The sequence below is a fragment of the Desulfoluna sp. CYM3A genome (assembly GCF_056829965.1).
Genome location: NZ_CP186556.1, coordinates 1,029,935 through 1,050,428, shown reverse-complemented (window position 1 = coordinate 1,050,428; position 20,494 = coordinate 1,029,935). Strand labels below are relative to the sequence as shown.

At 58.8% G+C, this 20,494-nt stretch carries 17 protein-coding genes and 2 pseudogenes; 3 read left to right on the top strand and 16 right to left on the bottom strand.

Translation table 11 applies throughout. The features are described 5' to 3' along the window. The first annotated feature begins 135 nt into the window (after positions 1-135). Entirely contained in the window at positions 136-639 is a 504-nt protein-coding gene (locus tag ACOYW1_RS05590) for a zinc-binding metallopeptidase family protein (protein WP_482421994.1), read from the top strand. 15 nt (positions 640-654) lie between these two features. Then, positions 655-1,281 (top strand): annotated as a pseudogene (locus ACOYW1_RS05585) (hypothetical protein); the annotation flags it as partial. 67 nt (positions 1,282-1,348) lie between these two features. On the opposite strand, the gene ACOYW1_RS05580 reads toward ACOYW1_RS05585, so the two are convergent. From ACOYW1_RS05580 to ACOYW1_RS05540, 9 genes and pseudogenes are all read right to left on the bottom strand, one after another. Continuing rightward, positions 1,349-2,110: a hypothetical protein gene (locus ACOYW1_RS05580; RefSeq protein ID WP_482421993.1), complete on the bottom strand. Its 762-nt coding sequence runs from the start codon at positions 2,108-2,110 to the stop codon at positions 1,349-1,351. Positions 2,111-2,310: 200 nt separating this feature from the next. Continuing rightward, the gene (locus ACOYW1_RS05575) at positions 2,311-3,399 is read right to left on the bottom strand and encodes a peroxidase family protein (protein WP_482421992.1); all 1,089 of its coding nucleotides are present in this window, start codon (positions 3,397-3,399) and stop codon (positions 2,311-2,313) included. Between the two features lie 8 nt (positions 3,400-3,407). Next, positions 3,408-4,505 (bottom strand): peroxidase family protein, encoded by a 1,098-nt coding sequence (locus ACOYW1_RS05570; protein WP_482421991.1) that lies wholly within the window; start codon positions 4,503-4,505, stop codon positions 3,408-3,410. A gap of 522 nt (positions 4,506-5,027) precedes the next feature. After that, entirely contained in the window at positions 5,028-6,137 is a 1,110-nt protein-coding gene (locus tag ACOYW1_RS05565) for an aminomethyl transferase family protein (RefSeq protein WP_482421990.1), read from the bottom strand. Between the two features lie 827 nt (positions 6,138-6,964). Then, positions 6,965-7,765 (bottom strand): dihydropteroate synthase, encoded by an 801-nt coding sequence (locus ACOYW1_RS05560; protein WP_482421989.1) that lies wholly within the window; start codon positions 7,763-7,765, stop codon positions 6,965-6,967. A gap of 169 nt (positions 7,766-7,934) precedes the next feature. Next, entirely contained in the window at positions 7,935-8,111 is a 177-nt protein-coding gene (locus ACOYW1_RS05555) for a cobalamin B12-binding domain-containing protein (RefSeq protein ID WP_482421988.1), read from the bottom strand. Continuing rightward, positions 8,108-8,575 (bottom strand): B12-binding domain-containing protein, encoded by a 468-nt coding sequence (locus ACOYW1_RS05550; RefSeq protein ID WP_482421987.1) that lies wholly within the window; start codon positions 8,573-8,575, stop codon positions 8,108-8,110. The genes ACOYW1_RS05555 and ACOYW1_RS05550 overlap by 4 nt, the downstream gene beginning before the upstream one ends. 158 nt (positions 8,576-8,733) lie before the next feature. Continuing rightward, a pseudogene (locus ACOYW1_RS05545) lies at positions 8,734-10,289 on the bottom strand (BCCT family transporter). Positions 10,290-10,532: 243 nt separating this feature from the next. After that, on the bottom strand, positions 10,533-11,957 hold the full coding sequence (locus ACOYW1_RS05540; RefSeq protein ID WP_482421986.1) for a trimethylamine methyltransferase family protein: 1,425 nt from the start codon (positions 11,955-11,957) through the stop codon (positions 10,533-10,535). Between the two features lie 562 nt (positions 11,958-12,519). On the opposite strand from ACOYW1_RS05540, the gene ACOYW1_RS05535 reads away from it, so the two are divergent. Next, on the top strand, positions 12,520-13,869 hold the full coding sequence (locus ACOYW1_RS05535) for a sigma-54 interaction domain-containing protein (RefSeq protein ID WP_482421985.1): 1,350 nt from the start codon (positions 12,520-12,522) through the stop codon (positions 13,867-13,869). 30 nt (positions 13,870-13,899) lie between these two features. Here the strand turns inward: ACOYW1_RS05535 and ACOYW1_RS05530 are convergent, their stop codons facing one another. From ACOYW1_RS05530 to ACOYW1_RS05500, 7 genes are all read right to left on the bottom strand, one after another. After that, a complete protein-coding gene (locus ACOYW1_RS05530; protein WP_482421984.1) occupies positions 13,900-14,166 on the bottom strand; it encodes a DksA/TraR family C4-type zinc finger protein in 267 nt (88 codons plus the stop codon). Between the two features lie 154 nt (positions 14,167-14,320). Further along, positions 14,321-14,464 carry a hypothetical protein gene (locus ACOYW1_RS05525; protein ID WP_482421983.1) on the bottom strand — a complete coding sequence of 48 codons (144 nt, stop codon included), beginning with the start codon at positions 14,462-14,464 and terminating at the stop codon, positions 14,321-14,323. Then, positions 14,437-15,237: a uroporphyrinogen decarboxylase family protein gene (locus tag ACOYW1_RS05520; protein ID WP_482421982.1), complete on the bottom strand. Its 801-nt coding sequence runs from the start codon at positions 15,235-15,237 to the stop codon at positions 14,437-14,439. Before ACOYW1_RS05520 ends, ACOYW1_RS05525 begins: the two co-directional genes overlap by 28 nt. Then, entirely contained in the window at positions 15,128-15,670 is a 543-nt protein-coding gene (locus tag ACOYW1_RS05515) for a uroporphyrinogen decarboxylase family protein (RefSeq protein WP_482421981.1), read from the bottom strand. The genes ACOYW1_RS05520 and ACOYW1_RS05515 overlap by 110 nt, the downstream gene beginning before the upstream one ends. 301 nt (positions 15,671-15,971) lie before the next feature. Further along, on the bottom strand, positions 15,972-16,604 hold the full coding sequence (locus ACOYW1_RS05510; RefSeq protein ID WP_482421980.1) for a corrinoid protein: 633 nt from the start codon (positions 16,602-16,604) through the stop codon (positions 15,972-15,974). Between the two features lie 4 nt (positions 16,605-16,608). Beyond that, entirely contained in the window at positions 16,609-18,267 is a 1,659-nt protein-coding gene (locus ACOYW1_RS05505; RefSeq protein ID WP_482421979.1) for a BCCT family transporter, read from the bottom strand. A gap of 202 nt (positions 18,268-18,469) precedes the next feature. Beyond that, positions 18,470-20,020, bottom strand: coding sequence for a trimethylamine methyltransferase family protein (locus tag ACOYW1_RS05500; RefSeq protein ID WP_482421978.1), 1,551 nt, complete (start codon positions 20,018-20,020; stop codon positions 18,470-18,472). Positions 20,021-20,494 lie beyond the last annotated feature (474 nt).

Sequence of the window (20,494 nt, the reverse complement as noted above, 5' to 3'; positions counted from 1 at the left end):
TGCCCTGTGACCCGCTCAAAGACGCCGTCTTCCAGGCCGATCCGACGCCTAACAAGAGACCCTCATCGCCCTGGGGGAAACCCTTTTTACGCCCAACCGGAACTGGGATACCGGGAGCATGTTGCCACCCGTGAGGTGGCAGGCCTTTTTAAACGCCACGGCTTTGAGGTGGAAGAGAACATCGCTGTCACCGGGATGCTGGCCAAACCGAAGGTCTCCCGGCCCGGCCCGGTGATCTCGGTCCTCGGCGAGCTTGATGCCATTGTCTGTGCCGAGCATCCCCATGCCGACCCGGTTACCGGGGCTGTCCACGCCTGCGGACACCACATCCAGGTGGCCATCATGGCCGGCGTGGCCCTGGGCCTCAAGGCCGCCGGGGCCTTTGACCTCTTGGACGGATCCGTCAACTTCATGGCCGTTCCCGCCGAAGAGTTTGTGGAGATGGCCTTTCGTGCCCGCCTGAAACAGGAAGGGAAAATAACCTGGTACGGTGGCAAGCAGGAGCTGATCCACAAGGGGTATTTCGACACCACGGACATCGCCATGATGACCCACGCCCTGGACCTGGGCCCTGGTCCCTCCGCCGTCATCGGGGCCACGGGCAACGGGTTCATCGGCAAAGAGATCCGTTTATGGTAGGGTGTCCACGCGGGTGCAGCGCCCCACGATGGGGTCAACGCCCTCAACGCCGCCATGCTGGCCATGATGAACATCCACGCCCAGCGGGAAACCTTCCGGGACGAAGACCACATTCGCGTGCACCCCATCCTCACCAAGGGAGGAGATGCGGTCAATGTCGTTCCGGCGGACGTGTGCATGGAAAGCTTTGTCAGGGGCCGCACCATTCCCGGCATGCAGGATGCCTCCCGAAAAGTGGACCGCGCCATCCAGGCCGGGGCCATGGCCGTGGGCGCCGCCTCCACCATCCACAGCATGCCCGGCTACCTGCCCCTCCTCACCGTGCCCGGGCTGGACGCCCTGTTCAAGGAAAACGCCCTGCCCTTCTGCGGTTCCCGCATCATCGACGGGGCGGAATTTGCAGGTTCCTTTGACATGGGGGACCTTCAACCTATTGCCTGCACCCGTTCACCGGCGGGGTTTCCGGCAACATCCACACCCGGGAATTCCAGGTCACGGACATGGCCTCGGCTGTCCTCTTTCCAGCCAAGGCCCTTGCAGGGACCCTCATCGACCTGCTCCGGGACGGCGCAAAAAAGGGAAAAGCCATCATCGACGGCTTTTCCCCGAGACTCACCAAAACCCAATACCTCAACTACCTGAACACAACCCTTGAAACACGCCGAATGGACGGGCCCGCAAACAAAGAAAAGTAACTATTCATGGGATCTCAATACTTGAATCGCAAGCCTGTTCCCACCCCCCAGTTATAGGGCTTGTCGCCCCCGACCCCCACAAGGCCATCCAGGTACAGGGCAATCCTTTCATTGATGTGCTTGCCGAACTGCAATTCCGCATTTGCCGGGATGGCTTCATCATTTTCCCAGTCCACAGGGACCTTGGCATCCAGCTTGACCCATACCTGTTTGGGCAATGGCCTCAACACGATCACACGGAAGGCCGTGGTGTTCACGTCTTCCCCACTGTAGCTGAGATAGTGCTGGACCAGGGGAATCAACATGGTGCCGCTCTGGAAGCCCAAAGCGATGCCGGCAAAGGGACCGATCTGATCGGCCCCTGTGCCGATGCCTTTGTCCAGATCTCCCAGGTCCACGATCCAGTCAAAGCCAAAGGCAATGCGATACTTCAAATCCCCCCAGATCCCTTCCGACGGAAAAAAGATTCCCTTCACCAGGGCGGACTCGAAATCCTTCTCGCTGCTTCCGGTCACGTTGGTCTCCCAGTAGTGGAGTTCGTACTTGATCTTCACCTTCTCGTGGGCCATGAACGCGCCGTCAATGGAGAAATCATTCACGTGACCGCTGTCCAGGTCCAGGTACTGCCACCTCAGATCGGTGTTCTTGACCTTTGCAAGGGGGTTACTGGCGTTTTCCCGTTTCGCCTGCTCGGCAACCGCAACCAAGGCACTCGACAAAAGCAGCGCACACACAGAGAAAGAGACCACAAGGCATCGAACCATGCGTCTTTTCATAGGTATTCTCCCGGTCAAACGGATGTGATGGCGACATTGACCAACGTCACGCAGATGCCGCTCTGTTGTGGACCAGGGCGTTCAACGCCCCCAGCCCGGTGCCCCTTCCCATGTGCGGCAAAGGGTATGCCGAACACCGGAAGGGACGATGCAAAGGGCGATTACAGGCCGCCTTCACCCTGGTTTCCCCGCGCCTCAATTCAGGCAAGGTCAAAGCGATCCAAGTTCATGACCTTGTCCCATGCAGCCACAAAGTCGTTCAGGAACCTCTCCTGGGAGTCCACGCACCCGTACACCTCGGAGATGGCCCGAAGCTGGGAGTTGGACCCGAAGACGAGATCAACCCGGGTGCCCGTCCATTTCCGCTCTCCGGTTTCCCGGTCCACGCCGTCGAACACATCGGCGTCGTCGGAGGTGGGCTTCCACTCGGTGCCCATGTCCAGCAGGTTCACGAAGAAATCGTTGGTGAGGGCCCCAGGCCGATGGGTAAAGACGCCGTGGGAGGATTGGCCCGTGTTGGCCCCCAGAACCCTGAGACCGCCCACGAGCACCGTCATCTCCGGGGCGGTGAGGGTAAGCAGTTGGGCCCGGTCCACCAGCAGCTCTTCGGCCCGCACGGAAAATTTACCTTTAAGATAATTGCGGAACCCGTCGGCAACCGGCTCCAGCACCGAAAACGATGCCACGTCGGTCTGCTCCGGGGAAGCGTCCGTGCGTCCGGGAGAAAAGGGAACGACAATCTCATAACCGGTTTTCCTGACTGCCTGCTCGATACCGGCGCAGCCCCCCAGCACGATCACATCGGCAAGAGACACCTTTTTACCGCCGGACTGGATAAACGCCTGCCGGACCTCCTCCAGGGTGTCCAACACCCCCTTCAGCGCAATGGGCTCATTGACCGCCCAGTCCTTCTGGGGCGCAAGGCGAATCCGAGCACCGTTGGCCCCGCCGCGCTTGTCCGAGCCCCGGAACGTGGACGCAGAGGCCCAGGCCGTTGTCACAAGCTGGGAAATCGACAAACCCGAGGCCAGGATCTTGCCCTTGAGGGCCTCGATATCCCGATCGTCGATGAGCTCATGGTCTACGTCAGGCACCGGGTCCTGCCAGATAAGGGCCTCTTCCGGGACCTCAGGACCCAGATAGCGGGAGCGGGGCCCCATGTCCCGGTGGGTCAGCTTGAACCAGGCCCTGGCAAAGGCGTCGGCAAAGGCCTCCGGGTCTTTGTGGAACCGCCGGGCAATGGGCTCGTAGATAGGGTCCATGCGAAGGGAAAGGTCGGCGGTTGTCATGATGGTCGTCACCTGCTTTGACGCATCATGGGCTGACGGGGCCAAGTCCTTTTCATCGGGGTTGACCGGTACCCACTGCCAGGCACCGGCAGGGCTTTTAGTTTTTCCAGGTTCCAGTCATAGCCGAAGAGCATGTCAAAATACCCCATGTCCCACTGAGTGGGTTTCGGGGTCCACGCCCCTTCGATGCCGCTGCTGATGGTGTCGTCCCCGTGCCCGCTCTTGAACCCGCTCTTCCAGCCGAGACCCTGTTCTTGAATACCCGCGCCTTCGGGTTCCGGCCCCACATGGGTGGGGCTGCCCGCGCCGTGGCACTTGCCAAAGGTGTGGCCGCCCGCCACCAGGGCGACGGTCTCTTCATCGTTCATGGCCATGCGCGCAAAGGTCTCGCGCACATCGTGGCCGGAAGCCACGGCATTGGGCTCGCCGTTGGGCCCTTCGGGGTTGACGTAGATCAGGCCCATCTGGACGGCGGCAAGGGGGTTTTCCAGATTCCGCTCACCGCTGTAGCGGGTATCGCCGAGCCACTCGGTCTCGGTGCCCCAGTAAATATCTTCTTCCGGTTCCCACACATCCTCGCGCCCGCCGCCAAAACCAAAGGTCTTAAACCCCATGGACTCTAAGGCGCAGTTGCCTGCCAGAATCATGAGGTCCGCCCAGGAGAGCTTCCTGCCGTACTTCTGCTTGACGGGCCAGAGCAGACGACGAGCCTTGTCCAGGTTCACGTTGTCCGGCCAGCTGTTGATGGGTGCCAGGCGCTGGTTCCCGGTACCTGCCCCGCCGCGGCCGTCTCCGGTGCGGTAGGTCCCTGCGCTGTGCCAGGCCATGCGGATGAAAAGACCGCCGTAATGGCCGTAATCCGCAGGCCACCACCCCTTGGAGTCGGTCATCAACGCGTAGAGGTCTTGTTTCACTGCCGCAAGGTCCAGTGCCTTGAACTCTTCGGCGTAGTTAAACGCCTCGCCCATGGGATTGACCAGATGAGAATTCTGATGAAGCATCTTCAGATTCAGCTGATTCGGCCACCAATCCTTGTTGGATGTTCCTCTGCCCGCAGCCGGGCTGCCGGTTTTGCCCGTCACCGGGCACTTGCTGGCGTCGCTCATGATCCGTCTCCTTTAAGGCTGTTGGTTGGACACGCATGGTTATTGTTCCATGATTTGTGCATCATCATCCGTCGAAAGAAGCAAAAAAAGCGGTGGAAGGTCCCAGCAGAGAAGCCTGGGTTTATGTAGCGCGAATCCCATATGGGCAGATCAGAGGATTAAATGGACGGGAGGCCTTGCCTCCCTGAGAGGAGCTTTAGAAGCGGGAAACGTTTTTTGTATGAAACCGGTAAGAACCCGGGTGGTCGGGGTCGGTCACAGGGCGTCCCCGGACACGGCATGGCAGTGAAGAAAAGCTGACGGCCCCGGAGCCCTCCGAACGGGTTGCATATGACCTGTTACCGGACGGAAGCCGTGCAGCACTGAAGGCATAGTATCACATTGATATAGTGGGTTAAAACAGTTTAGCCCACAAAAACGCCCAAAGCACATTCGCTGACCTCACAAAAAACACGTGCCCCTCGGAACACCGAACGGCACGTGTTGGTCAGTTTTCAGAACCCATGGGGGATTTGCTGCCGGTTATTTGGCTTTTACCCGCTCCTTCTTGGGATCGTAGACGGGGAAGGCCACCACCGTACCGGTGCAGGCACCCTTTTCTCCAACGATCTCCACCCTGGTGCCAACGGCCGAACATTCGGGTTTCAGGCAGCAGAAGGCCAGGGATTTGTTCAGGTTCACGGAGTAAGCCGGCTTGCCGTTGACGCTTCCCGCCTCCTGGCCGTCCACCAGCAACGTTTCGCCGCCTTCAAGGGCTTCATCGATATCCGCTTCAATGCCACACAGAAGGAAGCGCTCTTTTCCCTTGGCTGCCAGCACGGCCTCTTTGCCACGGTAGTCGGCCTCTTTTTCAGGATGGATCACCCAGCCCAGCCCCACTTCCCAGGGGGTCTTCTCCATGAGGTCAAACCTTCGCCAGACAAGGCCCGCTTCGATGCGGAGGGTAAAAATACTGGAGAGGGAGCAGGGAATGATCCCCAGGTCCTGTCCCTTTTCGTAGAGGTTGTCCCAGATGGTGCAGATGGTGTCGGGGCGGGCAAAAATCTCATACCCGCGCTCGCCGGAGAAGCCCGTGCGGGAGATGACGCAGGGGCAGCCGAAGAGCTCGGTCTCCTGATGGTTGAAGTATTTCAGGGCGGGAAGGTCCATGGGGGTGTATTCGTTGAGAAACTCATGGGCCATGGGGCCCTGGACCGAAACCAGGTGAACGGCATCATCCACATCCACCTCGGCGTCCAAGCCCTCACAGGAGGCCTCCACCATCTTGCGGGCGCACCCGTCACCGTGCCAGACCAGATACTCATCGTTGCCCATGTTAAAGGCGATGCCGTCGTCACAAATGGTCCCGTCATCCCGGAGGAAGGGGCCGTATTTGGAGGTGCCGGGCTTCAGCCTGGTCATGTCGTGGGTCATGGCATGGTTCAGTGCTTTGACGGCGTCTTTTCCCCTGACGTAAAACTTAAGGAACGCGGTCAGATCGTACATGCCCGCCTTGGTGCGCACCGCGTTGTGCTCATCTTGGGGATCGGTGCTGTAAGACATGGGAACGGCCATGCGGATATATTCCTGGAGGCTGCCTCCCAGGTCGATATGGCGGCAGGTCAGTGCGGAAGTTCTCATGATTTTGGTCATCTTTTACTCCTTGTCTGATGGTGCGCGTTACAGGCGTCACACCGGGGTGACGCCGGTCGTTCCTTTGATTGGTAAGGTGCGGCACAACGGGCAGATGCCGGGATGCCGCAATGCCGGGTGAATCCCCGGCGGCCAGGGGAGCTCGCCGGGGATTCGTGTTCATCGGCTGCCGCTAAAGGATAGTCGGGGAAGGCTGCCGTCTGTGGTGCCCCGGGACGCCGGCCGCTTTTTGTGATGCCGGAGCCATACGGAACGTGGATTGAACGTAGGTGGCACCCCCATGGTGCCGAGTACACCGGAGATGGTCCGCGGGCAAAGAAAAGCCGCCACGCCTTAGTCGATAATGGCAGCAGCCCGTGGTCCCGGTGCGTGATACCTCAAGGTAATATGCACGGGACGTGCCACGGACCTTACCCATCATATATCGTCAAAATATCAACCCCTTACAACACCAGCCCCAACCAAGATCAAAACCACCGATGCATTTGTGCAAGCCTTGGCCCTCACTGCCTGCGTGTGCTGTGGGCACCAGACAGCTGAAAGCCCTTTCAATTTGGCAGGTTGGAGTTCACATCACCACAGCCGATCAGGCGCAGGGAACAAAAGACAGCATGCAAAAACGCATCAAACTTTCACAACCAAACGCCCTTTGAGCCAAGGGTGTTGACGATGCAAAAACCCATCGCCCCTGCAAGCCGACTGTGCCCGCCCCCCCCTTCCCTTTACCGACCAACCCAAAAAGCCTTCGCCGTCACGGGCTGCGTTCTTTATGCAGCACCCGTGCGGGCGAAGGCTTTGTATACACTTTTCTGGCTCGACGATTCGGATCAGGCCTTGATCTTGCCCGAGCGGGTCCCTTTGAGATAGTTCATGCAGAAGGTGTCGTTGCCCCTGAGCATCTCGCAGGTGGCCAGCACCGCCATGAGCTCGGTATCCAGGGGGTCCATGATGGCCGAGTCAAACCCGCGGGCCATCATCATGGCCAGAAAGTTCCGGTTGACCATGCGGCGCTGGGGCAGGCCGAAGGAGATGTTGGAGAGGCCCCCTGTGGTGTGTACCCCCTCAAGGTCGGTCATGATGGTCGCCACGGCGTCCAAGGCCATGGTGCCGTTGTTCACATCGACGCTCATGGGCTGAATCAGGGGATCGATAAAAATATCGTCCCTTGCCATACCGATGGCCTCCAGCTCGGACACGAGGGTTGTGGCCCGATCCACAATGTCGGCTACGGTGCGGGGCATGCCCGAGTCATCCATGCACAAAGCGATGATGCTGCACTCCTTGCCTCTAAGAAACGAGATCATGGGGTCGAACCGGTCCTTCTCCAGGCTGATGGAATTGATCATGGGCTTTTTCTCGGCCAGGCCGTAGGCCATCTCCAAAACCGCGGGGTCCGGGCTGTCCAGACACAGGGGAAGAGAGGTGGCCTGCTGCACCACGTCCATGAGCCAGCGCATGTCCTCCTCTTCGTGGCCGATGCGGGCCCCGGCGTTGACATCGATGCAGGTGGCCCCACAGGCCTCCTGCTGCCTCACGTCCTCTATGATGTAATCGGCGTCCCGGTCGGCAACGGCGGCCTTTACGTTTTTCAGGGTGGTGTTGATTCTCTCTCCGATGACGGTAAACATGTGAGGGCCTCCTGGTGGTATGCCATATCAAGGGTGGATGGATTTATTGAGTGGGAAACAGCCTCCGGCTGGGTCTCTTTTTGAAATAAAACGCCGTAAAAACGTTCCGGTTGCAAGGCATGTTCACGGGCAGAGCCCCGGAGCATGTGCATACCCGGGGCCCGGGAAATCACCCGGCGGCCATGACGGATTTGGCCAGCTTTGTGGCGGAGCCTGCATCCGGGGCGTACCCGTCGGCGCCGATTTCATCGGCAAACTCCTGGTTTACCGGGGCACCACCCACCAGGATCTTGACCTTATCCCGGAAGCCGGACTCTTCGAAGGTCTGAACGGTCTGGCGCATCATGGGCACTGGCGGTGACGTAGCAAAGCGGAGAGGGCCACGATGTCTGCGTTGTGTTCCTTGGCCGCTTCGACAAAGGATTCCGGGGCCACATCCACACCCATTTCAATAATATTGAACCCGGCGCTTTCCAGCATCATGTGCACCAGGTTTTTGCCGATATCGTGGAGGTCGCCCTTGACCGTGCCCAGGACAATGGTCCCGGCGGCCGTAGTGTCCTCCTCGGAGAGCAGGGGCTTCAGGATCTCCACCGCGCAGCCCATGGCCTGGGCGCTCATGATCACTTCGGGGATGAACATCTCCCCGGTCTCCATCTTGCCCCCGATCACGTCCATGCCGGCGATGAGCCCCTTGTTGAGAACCTCGTGTGCCGGCATCCCGCCATCAAGCATCTCTTTGACCAGGGCCACGAGTTTGTCCCCGTCCCCTGAGAGCATCATGTCCAGAACCGGTGTGTAATCAGTCATTGCGTACTCCTTCTCAGTGGTTGTGGTATGCCGCCTCCCGGCAGGGGCGGAAGGGCTCCACGGAGCCCTTCCGCTCGCTCCATGGGACCATGGGTTGGTTCGGTGGTGCCGGGCACCTGCCGAATCATGCGTTATCGGTTTCAAGCGCCTTGGCTTCCTTAAGAGCCGGAAGTTCGTTCTGGATCAGGTCTTTCACCAGGGCCACGATGCTCAGGACCATGATCATGAAGTAAGGCACGGAGCCAACGATGGTAGCGGTCTGCAGCCCCTTGAGGCCGCCGGAGTAGTTGAAGACCACGGTGTAGAAGCTTGAGGATCACCCCGAAGGTGACGGTGAGCCAGTACCCGGCCTTGGGATCTTCCACGTCCACGCCGCTGGTGGCAAAACGCGCGGCAACGTAGGTGGCTGAATCGCAGGAGGTGATGAGAAAGGAAAAAATCAGGATCAGGGCGACGCCGGTCATGATGTGAAAAAGCGGCAGGTGTCTCAGGGTCTCGAAAAGGGCCATGGCCAGGTCCTGGTTGATCACCTCGCTGACGTTGATGTCCTGAACAAACTGCAGGTGCAGGGTGGTGCCCCCGAGGGCCGCGGAAAAGATAAAGGAGAACAGCGGGGGCAGGATGACCACGCCCAGGATGAACTCCTTGATGGTGCGGCCGCGGGAGATCCGGGCGATGAAGGCCCCCACAAAGGGCGCCCAGGCGATCCAGAAGGCCCAGAAGAAAACGGTCCAGCCGCGGGTCCAGCCGTCGTTTCCGAAAAGGGTGGTGGCAAAGGAGAGCTTGGGCAGGTCGGTCATGTAATCGGAAAAGCCCATCCACAGGGCTTTAAAAATGTAGGCGGTGGGGCCGAAGACCACAAAAAAGGCGATGAGGACAAACATCAACACCACGTTGAGGTTGGACAGGTGCTTGATGCCCTTGGAGACCCCGGTGATGGCCGAGACCACGAAGGCAAGTGTCACCAGAAGAATGAGAACGGTGGTGGTGTTGGTTCCGCCGGGAATGCCGGTGAGGGAGCTGATGCCGCTGGCCATCTGCATGCCCCCCATGCCAAGGCCGGTGACCACCCCGAAGATGGTGGCCCAGGCGGCAAAGGCATCCACCACGCGCCCTGCCATGCCGTTGGCGTGCTTTTCACCGATCAGAGGAATCAGGGACCGGGAGATCATGGCGCCGTGGCCCCTTCGGTACTGAAAATAGGCAATGGCAAGGGCCACGATGGCGTAGATGGCCCAGGCGTGGATCCCCAGCGAAGAAAGCAGCAGCATCGAAGGCCGAGGCGGGCTGCGGCAAAGGTGTTGGCCTCGCCCGTGGGGGGTGCCGCCATGTGGACCAGGGGCTCGGAGACGGACCAGAAGATCAGGCCGATGCCCATGCCTGCGGAAAATAGCATGGAGAACCAGCTGAAGGTGGAGAACTCCGGCTTTTCATCGTCCCGGCCCAGCCGGACCTTGCCGAAAGGAGAAAAGGCGATGGCAATGCAGAAGAGGAGGATACCGGTGACACCGAGCAGGTAGGTGGATTGAAACGCTTTGAAGACGAAGCCGACGGCGGTATTGCTCACCGTGGCCAGGGCCTGGGGCCAGAAGGCCCCGAGCACCACAAAGGGCACGGTCAGGGCGATGATGATATAGAAAATTGCCGGATCGAGCTCTTTTCCGAAGTACCGTCTCAAAAATCCATCGTTTGGGTGGGGACCTACTTGATTCATGGTATCTCCTCATTGTGTGGTTGATGACACCGGATCTTTGTGCCTGGAAAAGAGACCGGCATGGAGGCAGAGCCCCGCGTGTACGGCGGCCCCGGCCATGCCTGATCGGGCAGGGTTTCTTTTCGAAGGACAAAGGTCCGTATGGATCTGGGACATCTTTGGCCCATATTTCATGAATCTTCCGTAACGCCGATGCTTGCCTTGTTCACGGCACAAGCCAGCACCGGTTCGAAAGTTGTTAAGTTATGCGGCAAACTCTCCTTTGTGTATGTACTGTCTCAAGTCATTTTCAATGGTCGGGTCGATGTCGGGCTTGACGTAGGCTTCGAGCCGTTTCTGGACCTGGTTGGAGGCATTTTCAAAAAAGGCGTCCCTGTCTCCGGCAGCCCACTTTTCATAGGAGGTGCGAACGGCGACGTCGGGAATAAAAAATTCGGTGCGGCAACGCTTGGCCGTCATGGGATCCATGATGTAGGTGCCGCCGGAGCCGATGCGGTGGATGGCGTCCAGGGCCAGGGCTTCATCGCTCAGGTCCAGAGGCGCCATGGCCCGTTTGAGCATCCCGCCGATCTCTTCGTCCATGATAAATTTCTCGTAACTCAAGGCCGTGTAGGCGTTTAAAATACCGCAGGCCTGGTGCATGTAATGGACCCCGGAGAGCAGCCCGGCCATGATGGTCATGGCAGACTCAATCCCCGCCTGGGTGTCCGGGAAATGGGCATCGCTGAGGCCGCCCCCGTACCGGCAGGGCAACCCGTAGTAGGCGGCCATCTGGGTGGCGATGCCCAGGAGTTTCAAGAGCTCGGGGCTGCCGATGCTGGCGCTGCAGAACCTGAGGTCTGCGGCGCAGGAGGTCCCACCGCAGACGCACGGGGTCCCCGGCCTCACCAGCTGCGCCAGGACAATGCCCGCAAGACTCTCGGCCATCTCCATCACCGCGGTCCCTGCAAGGGTGATGGGCCCGCTGACCCCTGCCATGACCATGCTGGAAATAAGCAGGGCCTGCCCTCCCCGCGCATAGGTGATAAGGCCGTCGGCTGCGTCGGGATCGTAGGTCAGGGGCGAGGTGGGGTTCACCGAGATAATGGTAAAGGGGGCTTCACTTGCCGCCTCCCGGCTTCCCCACACAATGGCTCCCATGTCCATGGCGATGAGGGCGTTGGCCTTGCAGCAGGGGTTGCCGGTCATGGGCATATCCGTCAGGGTAAAGGCGGCGGCGAGCTGCTCGGCAGAGGCTGTTTCCGGGGGAAGGTCCTTGGCAGGGACAATGGAACTGGCCGTCATGTCCAGAAAAGGCGAGGTTTGAACCAGCTTGGTGAGATCTGTGGAATCCTTCCAGGTGGCGTTGCGACGGGTGCCGGAGGCATCCATGATAAAGGGAGCGCCCCATCCCGGACTGAGAACGAAGTGGTCGCCGCCGATGCGAACGGACTTCTCCGGGTTCCTGGCCCGGATGGTAAACTCCGACGGAGCAGTCTCCAGGGCTTTCATGACCTGGGCCTCCGTAAAGAACACCTTGCTTCCCTCCACCTGAAAACCATGGGCCGTAAAGATCTCGAGGGCCTCCTCGGAGTTGAAGACGATGCCGGTGCGTCCCAGCACGTCCAAGGTGGCGTGGTGAAGGCGCTCGATTTCCTGATCGGTAAGGGACTGAAGTCTGTTCTGCATGGCTGAGTACACTCCTTTGCATGGTGCCACACACCGTGGCTGTTACTGATCCGGACATTGGGATGTCATTGTGAAAGAGCAACTTGTGTGCCATCAGGGGGACTTCGACGAGGAATGGAGCTATATCAAGGGCGTTGGAAGCCGTTCTCACGGGGGGGCCGCGGGCAAAGCGATGCGAAAACCCATCGTCTTTTCCCGCAGAGGTTGAAAAAACAAGTAGTTATGCAAGGCGGCATTGGCGATGGGTTTTTGCATCGGCACCGAACATGTGAAAAAACACCGTTTTGCAGAATTTTCGCGGTTTCGAAAATGTAAAAACGCATCGAAAGAAAGGCAGCCCCTCTGGAAAGACGCCCGGCCGTGGAGGCAACTCTCCACAGGTCCGCCGGAAGGAGGTCATGAGTGACCACTGTTTGTTTATGGGACCCGGGTTATTGACTTTGGGGGCTCCGGCACGCTATGTATTTGGCATCACAGTCAGGATTTCAGCTTATGGTTTGCTTTATTTTCTTCTCTATTACTCGTTTATAGGCATCGAATCCTGATGGGGAGGGCATTGGTGATGGGAAGCATTTTAAATTCCGCACCCCACGGGATCTGGGTGTGGGATGGGTTTGGCCGGGTGATCGCCGTAAACAAGACGGCGGAGAAATACGGCAGGGTTGACGAGAAGTCTCTCATTGGAAAGTGTTATCTGGAGCTGATTCGAGACGGGCTTTACGACCGATCCGTGGCCCATGACATTTTTCGGACAAAAACCCGTGCGTCTGTCAATTCACGTTCCATGCGCACCGGGCTCCTGACGCGCAACACCGGCATTCCGCACGTGGATGAGCGGGGTGAAGTCTATCGCATTGTGGTTACGGAGACCCCTGTCAACGGAGCCGGTGAGGTTCGGCCCCTGTCGGACTCCGAAGCCATTGACGCGCTGTTGAACGAATCCTTTCACGACCCCACCATGGTTCGGGTGGGAAGCTGCGAGGTCGTGGCCCGAAGTGAGGCCTACCGCAGCACCCTGAAAAAGAGTTTCAACCTCGCAGACAAAGGGGTATCCCGGATCCTGATCCTCGGGGAATCGGGTTCAGGCAAGGGGCTCCTGGCACGCGTTATCCATGAGAGAAGCGCACGAAAATCACACCCCTTTGTCCAGATCAACTGCGCTGCTGTTCCGGAAAACCTCCTTGAAGCCGAACTCTTCGGGTACGAAGGCGGTGCCTTCACCGGAGCCAGGGCCCAGGGCAAGGCAGGCCTCCTGGAGAAGGCCAACGGCGGTACCATTTTCCTTGATGAAATCGGAGAGATGCCCCTGTCACTCCAGGCAAAGCTGCTGAAGTACTTAGACGACTTCCAGGTGATGCGCCTGGGCGGGACCCAGGAGACCAAAGTGGACTGCACCCTGATCGCGGCCACCAACTGCGACCTGGCCACCCATGTGAAGAAGGGACGGTTCCGTGAAGACCTTTATTACCGAATCAACGCCTTCAGCGTCCCCATCCCGCCCCTGCGGGAACGCCCGGAAGACATTCCCGTCCTCTTCGAGCATTACCTTGCGGCCTACAATGAGCGGTACGGCTCCAAATGCAAGCTCTCCCCCCTGCTGGTGGAGAGCCTCCGGAGCTACCCCTTCCCCGGCAATGTCCGGGAACTGAAAAACATCGTCAAACGGGTGGTCGTGCTTGGGGAAACCGAGGCCCTGGATGGGCAGGTGGCCGCCTTTATCAGGCAACGGCCCTCTTCCGACACCTCACAACCCCTGAAAGCCCAGGTCGAGGCCTTTGAACGTGAGCTTTTAAAAAAAGCCATGGTCCTTCACCCCACAACCCGGGCCCTGGCCCAGCACCTGGGCATCGACCAGTCCAGCGTGGTGAGAAAACTCAAGAAGCACGGGCTCAATGCCGGGCGCCAGGGGTAGCTGCACGGTGAGCCGCCTTGAAAGCTGGCCTCAGCGAAGCTGGCTGTCCTTGCTGCCCCGCCGGTTGATGGCTGAGGCACGTGTCCGGCGTCGCTCTTCCTCCTGCTGGCACGCAACGCACAGGGTAACGCCGGGTATGGCCTTGCGCCGGGCTTCCGGGATCTCTTCCTCACACAACGCGCAATGGGTGAGACCGGGCCCCGTGGGCATCATCTCGCGGACCCGCTTTACCTCATCGCCGATACTGGCATCGATCTGATCGTTTACGGCCCCGTCACGGGCCCATCCTACAGCCATCATCCCTCCTTGCATCACACCATGGTTTCCAAGCCTTTTCCTTAAGCAATATCCCCAACAAAAACAAGCCTTGGGCCAATAAAAAAACCCCGAACCGCAAAGGGCCTCGGGGTTTTTCGTTGTCACGCTCCGGTTGCCTTCGGCAAGCCGGGGCTTACTTCATGGCGGCGTTGATCTCTGCTTCGAGGGTCTCGCTGGTGGGGATCAGGGAGACGTGCTTGATCTCACCGTTCACCAGCATGGCCGGTGCGTTGGCAAGGCCCACCCGGTTCATGAAGGCGACGTTTTCGGGGTACATGATGGAGCGCTCCACCACCTTGACCTTGTCGCCGAAGGGAGCGGCGGCGTCGTTGGCGGAGGCGGGGACCATCCCTCGCAGGCCGCGCAGGTCTTGGAGTCGATGGTGACCACTTCGATGAGGACGTGGTCGAGGCTGGCGTAGTCAGGCAGCTCGATCTCCGGAAGCTCGTCTTTTTTCACATAGGCCTCAAGGGCCTTGCGGGTGGCCTCCTTGTTGTGGACGGCCATGCCGATCCCCACGATGTTTTCCGGGGGAACGTTGAAGGGCACGTCGCATCCGGGGGCCAGGATGAAGTCCTTGGTGCCCAGGGCGTCCATAAGCTCGATGGCGGCCTTCTGGTTGTCCTGCTGGGTGCCGAAGAGCATGGTGATGGTGAGCTGGAGGTTGCCGGAGATGAGGATACCGTGCTCGTCGGTGACCTTCTTGGCTTCCAGGATGTCCACGTTTTCATCGATGGCGATGGCATCGGGCCGGGTCTCGCACATGGCGGAGATGCTCTTTGTGGCGTCGCCGCACACAAAAAAGGTGGAGGGCACGCCCTGGGTCCTGAGTTTGTCGTAAAAGGCCGTATAGGGTTCGGTCAGGAACTGCTTGAAAGAGACCGGGGAGATCTGTGAAACCAGGGGATCCACGGCACAAATTTTAGCCTCGCATCCTGCTTCAATCAGGAACCCGGCATACTCGCTGACCACCTCTTCGCAGTAGTTGATGAGCTCTTTGACCTTGTCGGCGTCGCCGTACATGTCCATGAAAATGTTGGTACCGCGCAAATGGGACGCCAGGGTCAGGGGGCCGCAAGCGGCCGTAGAGGGCGATGTCGGGCCGGGCTTCCTTGAGACGTCGGGTGGCCTCCATGATGATGGGAATGCGGCCGTCTTCTTTGGTCAGGCGCCTGGTGGGGATGGTAAAATCGTTGGCAAGGGGGTGGCTGCACACCGTGGGCGGGGTGTTGGGGTACCACTTCAGGTCGCATCCGAGGATCTCGGCCTCCACCTGCAGGTCGAACATCACGGGCAATCCGTCCGGTGCATACTGCGCCACCGCTTCCAGCAGGCACTCGACGAGCTTGTCTGCGTCCTTGAAGATTTCATCTGCGGCATAGCCTTTGAGGTTCGCGATCTGGGCACCGGTGTAGGGGACCCAGGGGGTGCGGGGGACATCGTTGTGGTTAAGGGCGTTCAGAATCAAGGACTTGCCGTCCATGGGGTACCTCCGATCAGAAAAAAACATGTATGTACGGGCCAGAAACACAATCCGGCGATGTTGCTTAAAAATACAGGGGGCCTGCCGCATCCACGCCTGTCCCAAAGGGATGGGGAGAGAGCGTGGACGCAACAGGAAAAACGTCACTATTCAGCTTATGCCTCCGGCGGGTCGCTTTTTTGAAAAAAAGCTCCGCAAAAAACTTTCCTGATACAAAATCAGGCAAAACTATTTCGGCAGGTCCGCCGGAGGCGTTTTGGCGCTGAACAGCTTCATGCGCCATTGCCTTGGAGCATTCGGATTAGTGAAGAACCAGCTGACGGGCGACTTTTCCGGCGTCTCCGGCATCGGCGGCAAAGGCGTCCGCCCCGATGCTTTCGGCGTACTCCTGGCTCAAGGGGGCGCCGCCCACGAGGACTTTCACGGAGTCACGGATACCGGCCTCTTTGACCGCTTCGATGGTTTCTTCAACGTTGCACATGGTGGTGGTCAAAAGGGTGGAAAGGCCGATGATGTCTGCGTTGTGCTCTTTGGCCGCCTCCACGAAGGCCTCCTTGGTGATATCCACGCCCAGGTCCACCACATTGAAGCCCGCGCCTTCCAGCATGATGCACACCAGGTTTTTCCCGATGTCATGCAGGTCCCCGTGGACCGAGCCGATGACAATGGTGCCGATTTTTGTGTCGGCCTCACCGGTGAGATGGGGCTTCAGGACCTCCACACCGGTTTTCATGGCCTGGGCGGACATGAGCATCTCCGGCACAAAAGTCTCCCCGGCGGAAAAGCGCTCACCGACTTCATCCATGGCCTTGATGAGTCCCTCTTGGAGGATGGTGTTTGCGTTGGTCCCTGCCTCGAGTTCTCCGTTGACTTCGCTGACGACTTTGCCGGCATCAAGGCCGATGACGGCCTGGAATATATCTTGGATAGCCATTTTTTTATTCGTACTCCTTGCAATAAAAAACAAAAAACACCGGGGCGTGTGGTTGGATGGCCCCGGTGCGTGGTGCTTGGTTATTCGCTGTGGGAGGGGGCCAGCGCGCCGCCTCTTCCTCTGCTCGTTGTTGAATCAGGTCTTTGACCAGGGTGACGATGCCCAGGATCATGACGATGAAAAAGGGCACGGACCCCAGGATGGTGGCTGTCTGGAGGCCTTTGAGGCCGCCGGAGTAGTTGAACACAACGGTCAGGAGCCCCAGGATAAGCCCGAAGGTGATGGTCAGGCGGTTGTTTGCCTTGGGATCGGAGACGTCCACGCCGCTGGTGACGAATCGGGCGGCCACGTAGGTGGCCGAGTTGCACGAGGTGATGAGGAAGAAGAAAATCAGCACCAGGGAAAGCCCTGTCATGAAATGAAAGCAAGGCAGGTGCTTCAGGGTTACGAACAGCGCCATGGCAAGGTCCTTGTTGATGGGATCACTGACGTTGAGGTGCCTGACAAACTCCAGGTGCATGGTGGTCCCGCCCAGGGCCGCCGAGAAGATAAAGGAGAAAACAGGCGGCAGGATAATCACCCCGAGGATAAACTCCTTGATGGTTCGCCCCTTGGAAATACGGGCGATGAAGGCACCCACAAAGGGGGCCCAGGCAATCCAGAAGGCCCAGAAAAAGACGGTCCAGTTGCGGGTCCAGGTGTCGTTGTCGAACAAGGTAGTGGCAAAAGAGAGCTTGGGAAGATCAAGCATGTAGTCGGAAAAGCCCATCCACAGGGTTTTGAAGATGTAACCGGTGGGTCCGAACACAGCAAAGAAGAACATCAGAACGATCATGAACACGACACAGAGGTTGGCCACGAACTTGATCCCCTTGGCCACGCCCGTTACCGCCGTGGCGATATAGGCAAAGGTCACCACAAGAATCAGGGCCGTGGTGAGGTTGGGCCCTCCGGGGATGCCGAACAGGCTGCTGATGCCGCTGGCCATCTGCATGCCGCCCATGCCCAGGCCCGTAACCACACCAAAAATGGTGGCCCAGGACGCAAACGTGTCCACGAGGCGACCCACCAGGCCGTTGGCGTGCTTCCTGCCGATGAGGGGAATCAGGCAGCTGGAAAACAGGGCGCCCTCCCCTTTTCTGAACTGAAAATAGGCCAGGGTCAGGGCCACGACGGCGTAGACCGCCCATGCGTGAAAGCCCCAGTGAAAAAAGTAAAGCTCAAGGCCCAGGCGGGCCGCTTCAAAGGTGTTGGCCTCACCCGTGGGGGGAGCGGCCATGTGCACCAGGGGCTCGGCAACGGACCAGAAGATCAGGCCAATGCCCATGCCGGCGGAAAAGAGCATGGAAAACCAGCTGAAGGTAGAAAATTCAGGTTTTTCGTCGTCCTTGCCGAGGCGCACCTTTCCATAGGGTGAAAAGGCAAGGGCCAGGCAGAAGACAAGAATCCCTGTGACTCCCAGGAGGTAGGTGGACTGAAAGACCTTAAACACATAGCCCACGGCGGTGCCGCAGACCTTGCTCAGGAGGTCCGGCCAGCCGGCGCCTAAAACAACAAAGGGCACGGTGAGGGTAATAATAAAATAAAAAATGGTGATGTCTAACTCGGCACCGAAGTACCGCTTCAGCACGCTTTGGTTTTCCTTACATCCGTCCTGTAACATACAATGTCCTGTCATAGTGGTTGGAATGCGCGGCCGCCTCTCGCTCCATACAAGAGGTGCGGCCGCAGTATGATTGGATGACCCGTAGCCCGGATATGTCATGTGCCGCCTGATTCCACGGTCACTGGCATCAATTCATCGGCGTTGCGTTTTCCCATGGGATATCCGGGTGAGCCCTCGTCTTTCACGGGTCGAGCCACCCTTATGTCTCATGAAATACCCGGGTCAGGCTGCGGTGGTGGCTGAACCAGGATTCGATATAGGCCATCAGGTCCTTTTCAATGGCAGGATCCATGTCCGGCCTGGTGTAGGCGGCCAGGCGCTCCTGAACGTGCTTCGCTGCGGTATCAAGCATCTGGGGGCTGCCCTCCTGAACCCATTTGGTGTGGTTGTTGCGATAGGCCAGGGTGGGAAGGAAAAATTCCGTGCGGCAGCGCATGGCTGTCATGGGCTCCATCAGGAAGCTGCCGCCGGCCCCTATGCGGGTAATGGCATCCAGGTTCAAGGTCTCATCGGTGAATTCCACGGGTTCAAGGGCCCTTCGAACCATTCCAGCCAACTCTTCGTCCATGACGAATTTCTCGAGGCTCATGGCGGTGTAAGCCCCCAGGATGCCGCAGGCCTGGTGCATGTAGTGGGTCCCGGCAGCAAGGCTCAGGGCGGTGGCGGGGAAGCCAGAGATCGCCGCCTGCATGTCTGAGCAGTGGGCGTCGGTGAGCCCGCCGCCGTAACGACAGGGAAGACCGTAGTACCGGGCCATCTGGTTGGAGATGTTCATCAGCTTCAGGAGCTCGGGGCTGCCGATGGTGGCGGCGCAGAGACGAAGATCGGCCCCGCAGGAGGTTCCCCCGCAGACGCAAGGGGTACCGGGGCGGGCAAGAAGCTGGGCAAGGACGATGCCTGCAAGGCTTTCGGCCATCTCAATCACGGCGGTTCCGGCCAGGGTAATGGGGCCGCTGAGGCCCGCCATCACCATGCTGGAGATGAGAAGGGCCTGGCCGCCGCGGGCAAGCTCGATGACGCTGCCGGCTGCCTCGGGGCCATAAATAAGGGGAGAGGTGGGGTTGATGGAGGTAATGGACACCGGGCTTTTGATGACCTCCTCGCGGCTTCCCCACACAATGGACGCCATCTCCAGAAGCTCCACGGAGTTCTGCCGACCGGAGGGGTTGCCGGTGAGGGGCTTGTCCGAATAGATGAAGGTGGAGGCCAAAAGTTCGGCTGAGGCGGACTTGGGATCAAGGTCCGGAGGGGCCACCATGCCGCTGGCGGTCATGTCGATATACTGCGATCCCTGCACCAGCTTGAGGAAGTTCTCCACATCGTCCATGGTGGCCGAACGACGGGTGCCGTCGGCATCCATCACAAAAGGAGCCCCCCAGCCTGGGCTCAGGGCAAAGTGATCCCCACCGATACGAACGGATTTTTCAGGGTCCCTTGCGCGGATGATGAACTCCGACGGAGTGGTCTCCAGGGCTTTTTTCACCTGCTCTTCCCGGAAGAAGACCTTGTTCCCCTCCACCTTGAAGTCGTTTGCCTTGAAGATCTCGAGGGCCTCATCGTCTTCAAAGATGACCCCCGTGGATCCCAGCACTTCCATGCAGGCGGCGTGAAGTTTCTCTTTTCCGGCGTTATCCAGTGTTTGGAACCTGTTCAGCATGTCACCACACTCCTTGTATCTATTCTGTCGACCTTGCGGTTGATTGAAATCAGAAGAATAATTTATCGAAAACTGGATAACAGCAAGACACATGCCAAATTGAAATAAAAAAATTTGATAATGATAATCAGCGGGTTTGGCGGCGGGCTATGTTACGGCAGAAGGAGCGTTGATGCAAACATGCATTTTATTTCCAGCAACCAGCCAGATTCTGGCATTTTATCTGCTTTAATATGCCGAATGCATTTTTGCATAATCTCTCAACAGGGCGTGTTTCAAAGGATTTTTCCATGGAAGGGTGGCGTGCCAATGCAGTTTTGCATTAAATATACCCCATCAGAGACCGCGGCCACGGCCTGCCGACCCAATCAAAGCCCCCTGCCCTGATACCGCGAAAACGGATCCTCCCCCTCAGAAATAAGGACCATCATCGATAATTTCGTATCCATGCATAGCCCGGATATTTCACGAGTCGAGTGCACCCATATTCAAGGCATCAGAGCTGCAGAAGTCGTGGTTTTATAAAAGCTCTGATAACGCAGAAGATGGGTGCACTCGGCTCGCCCG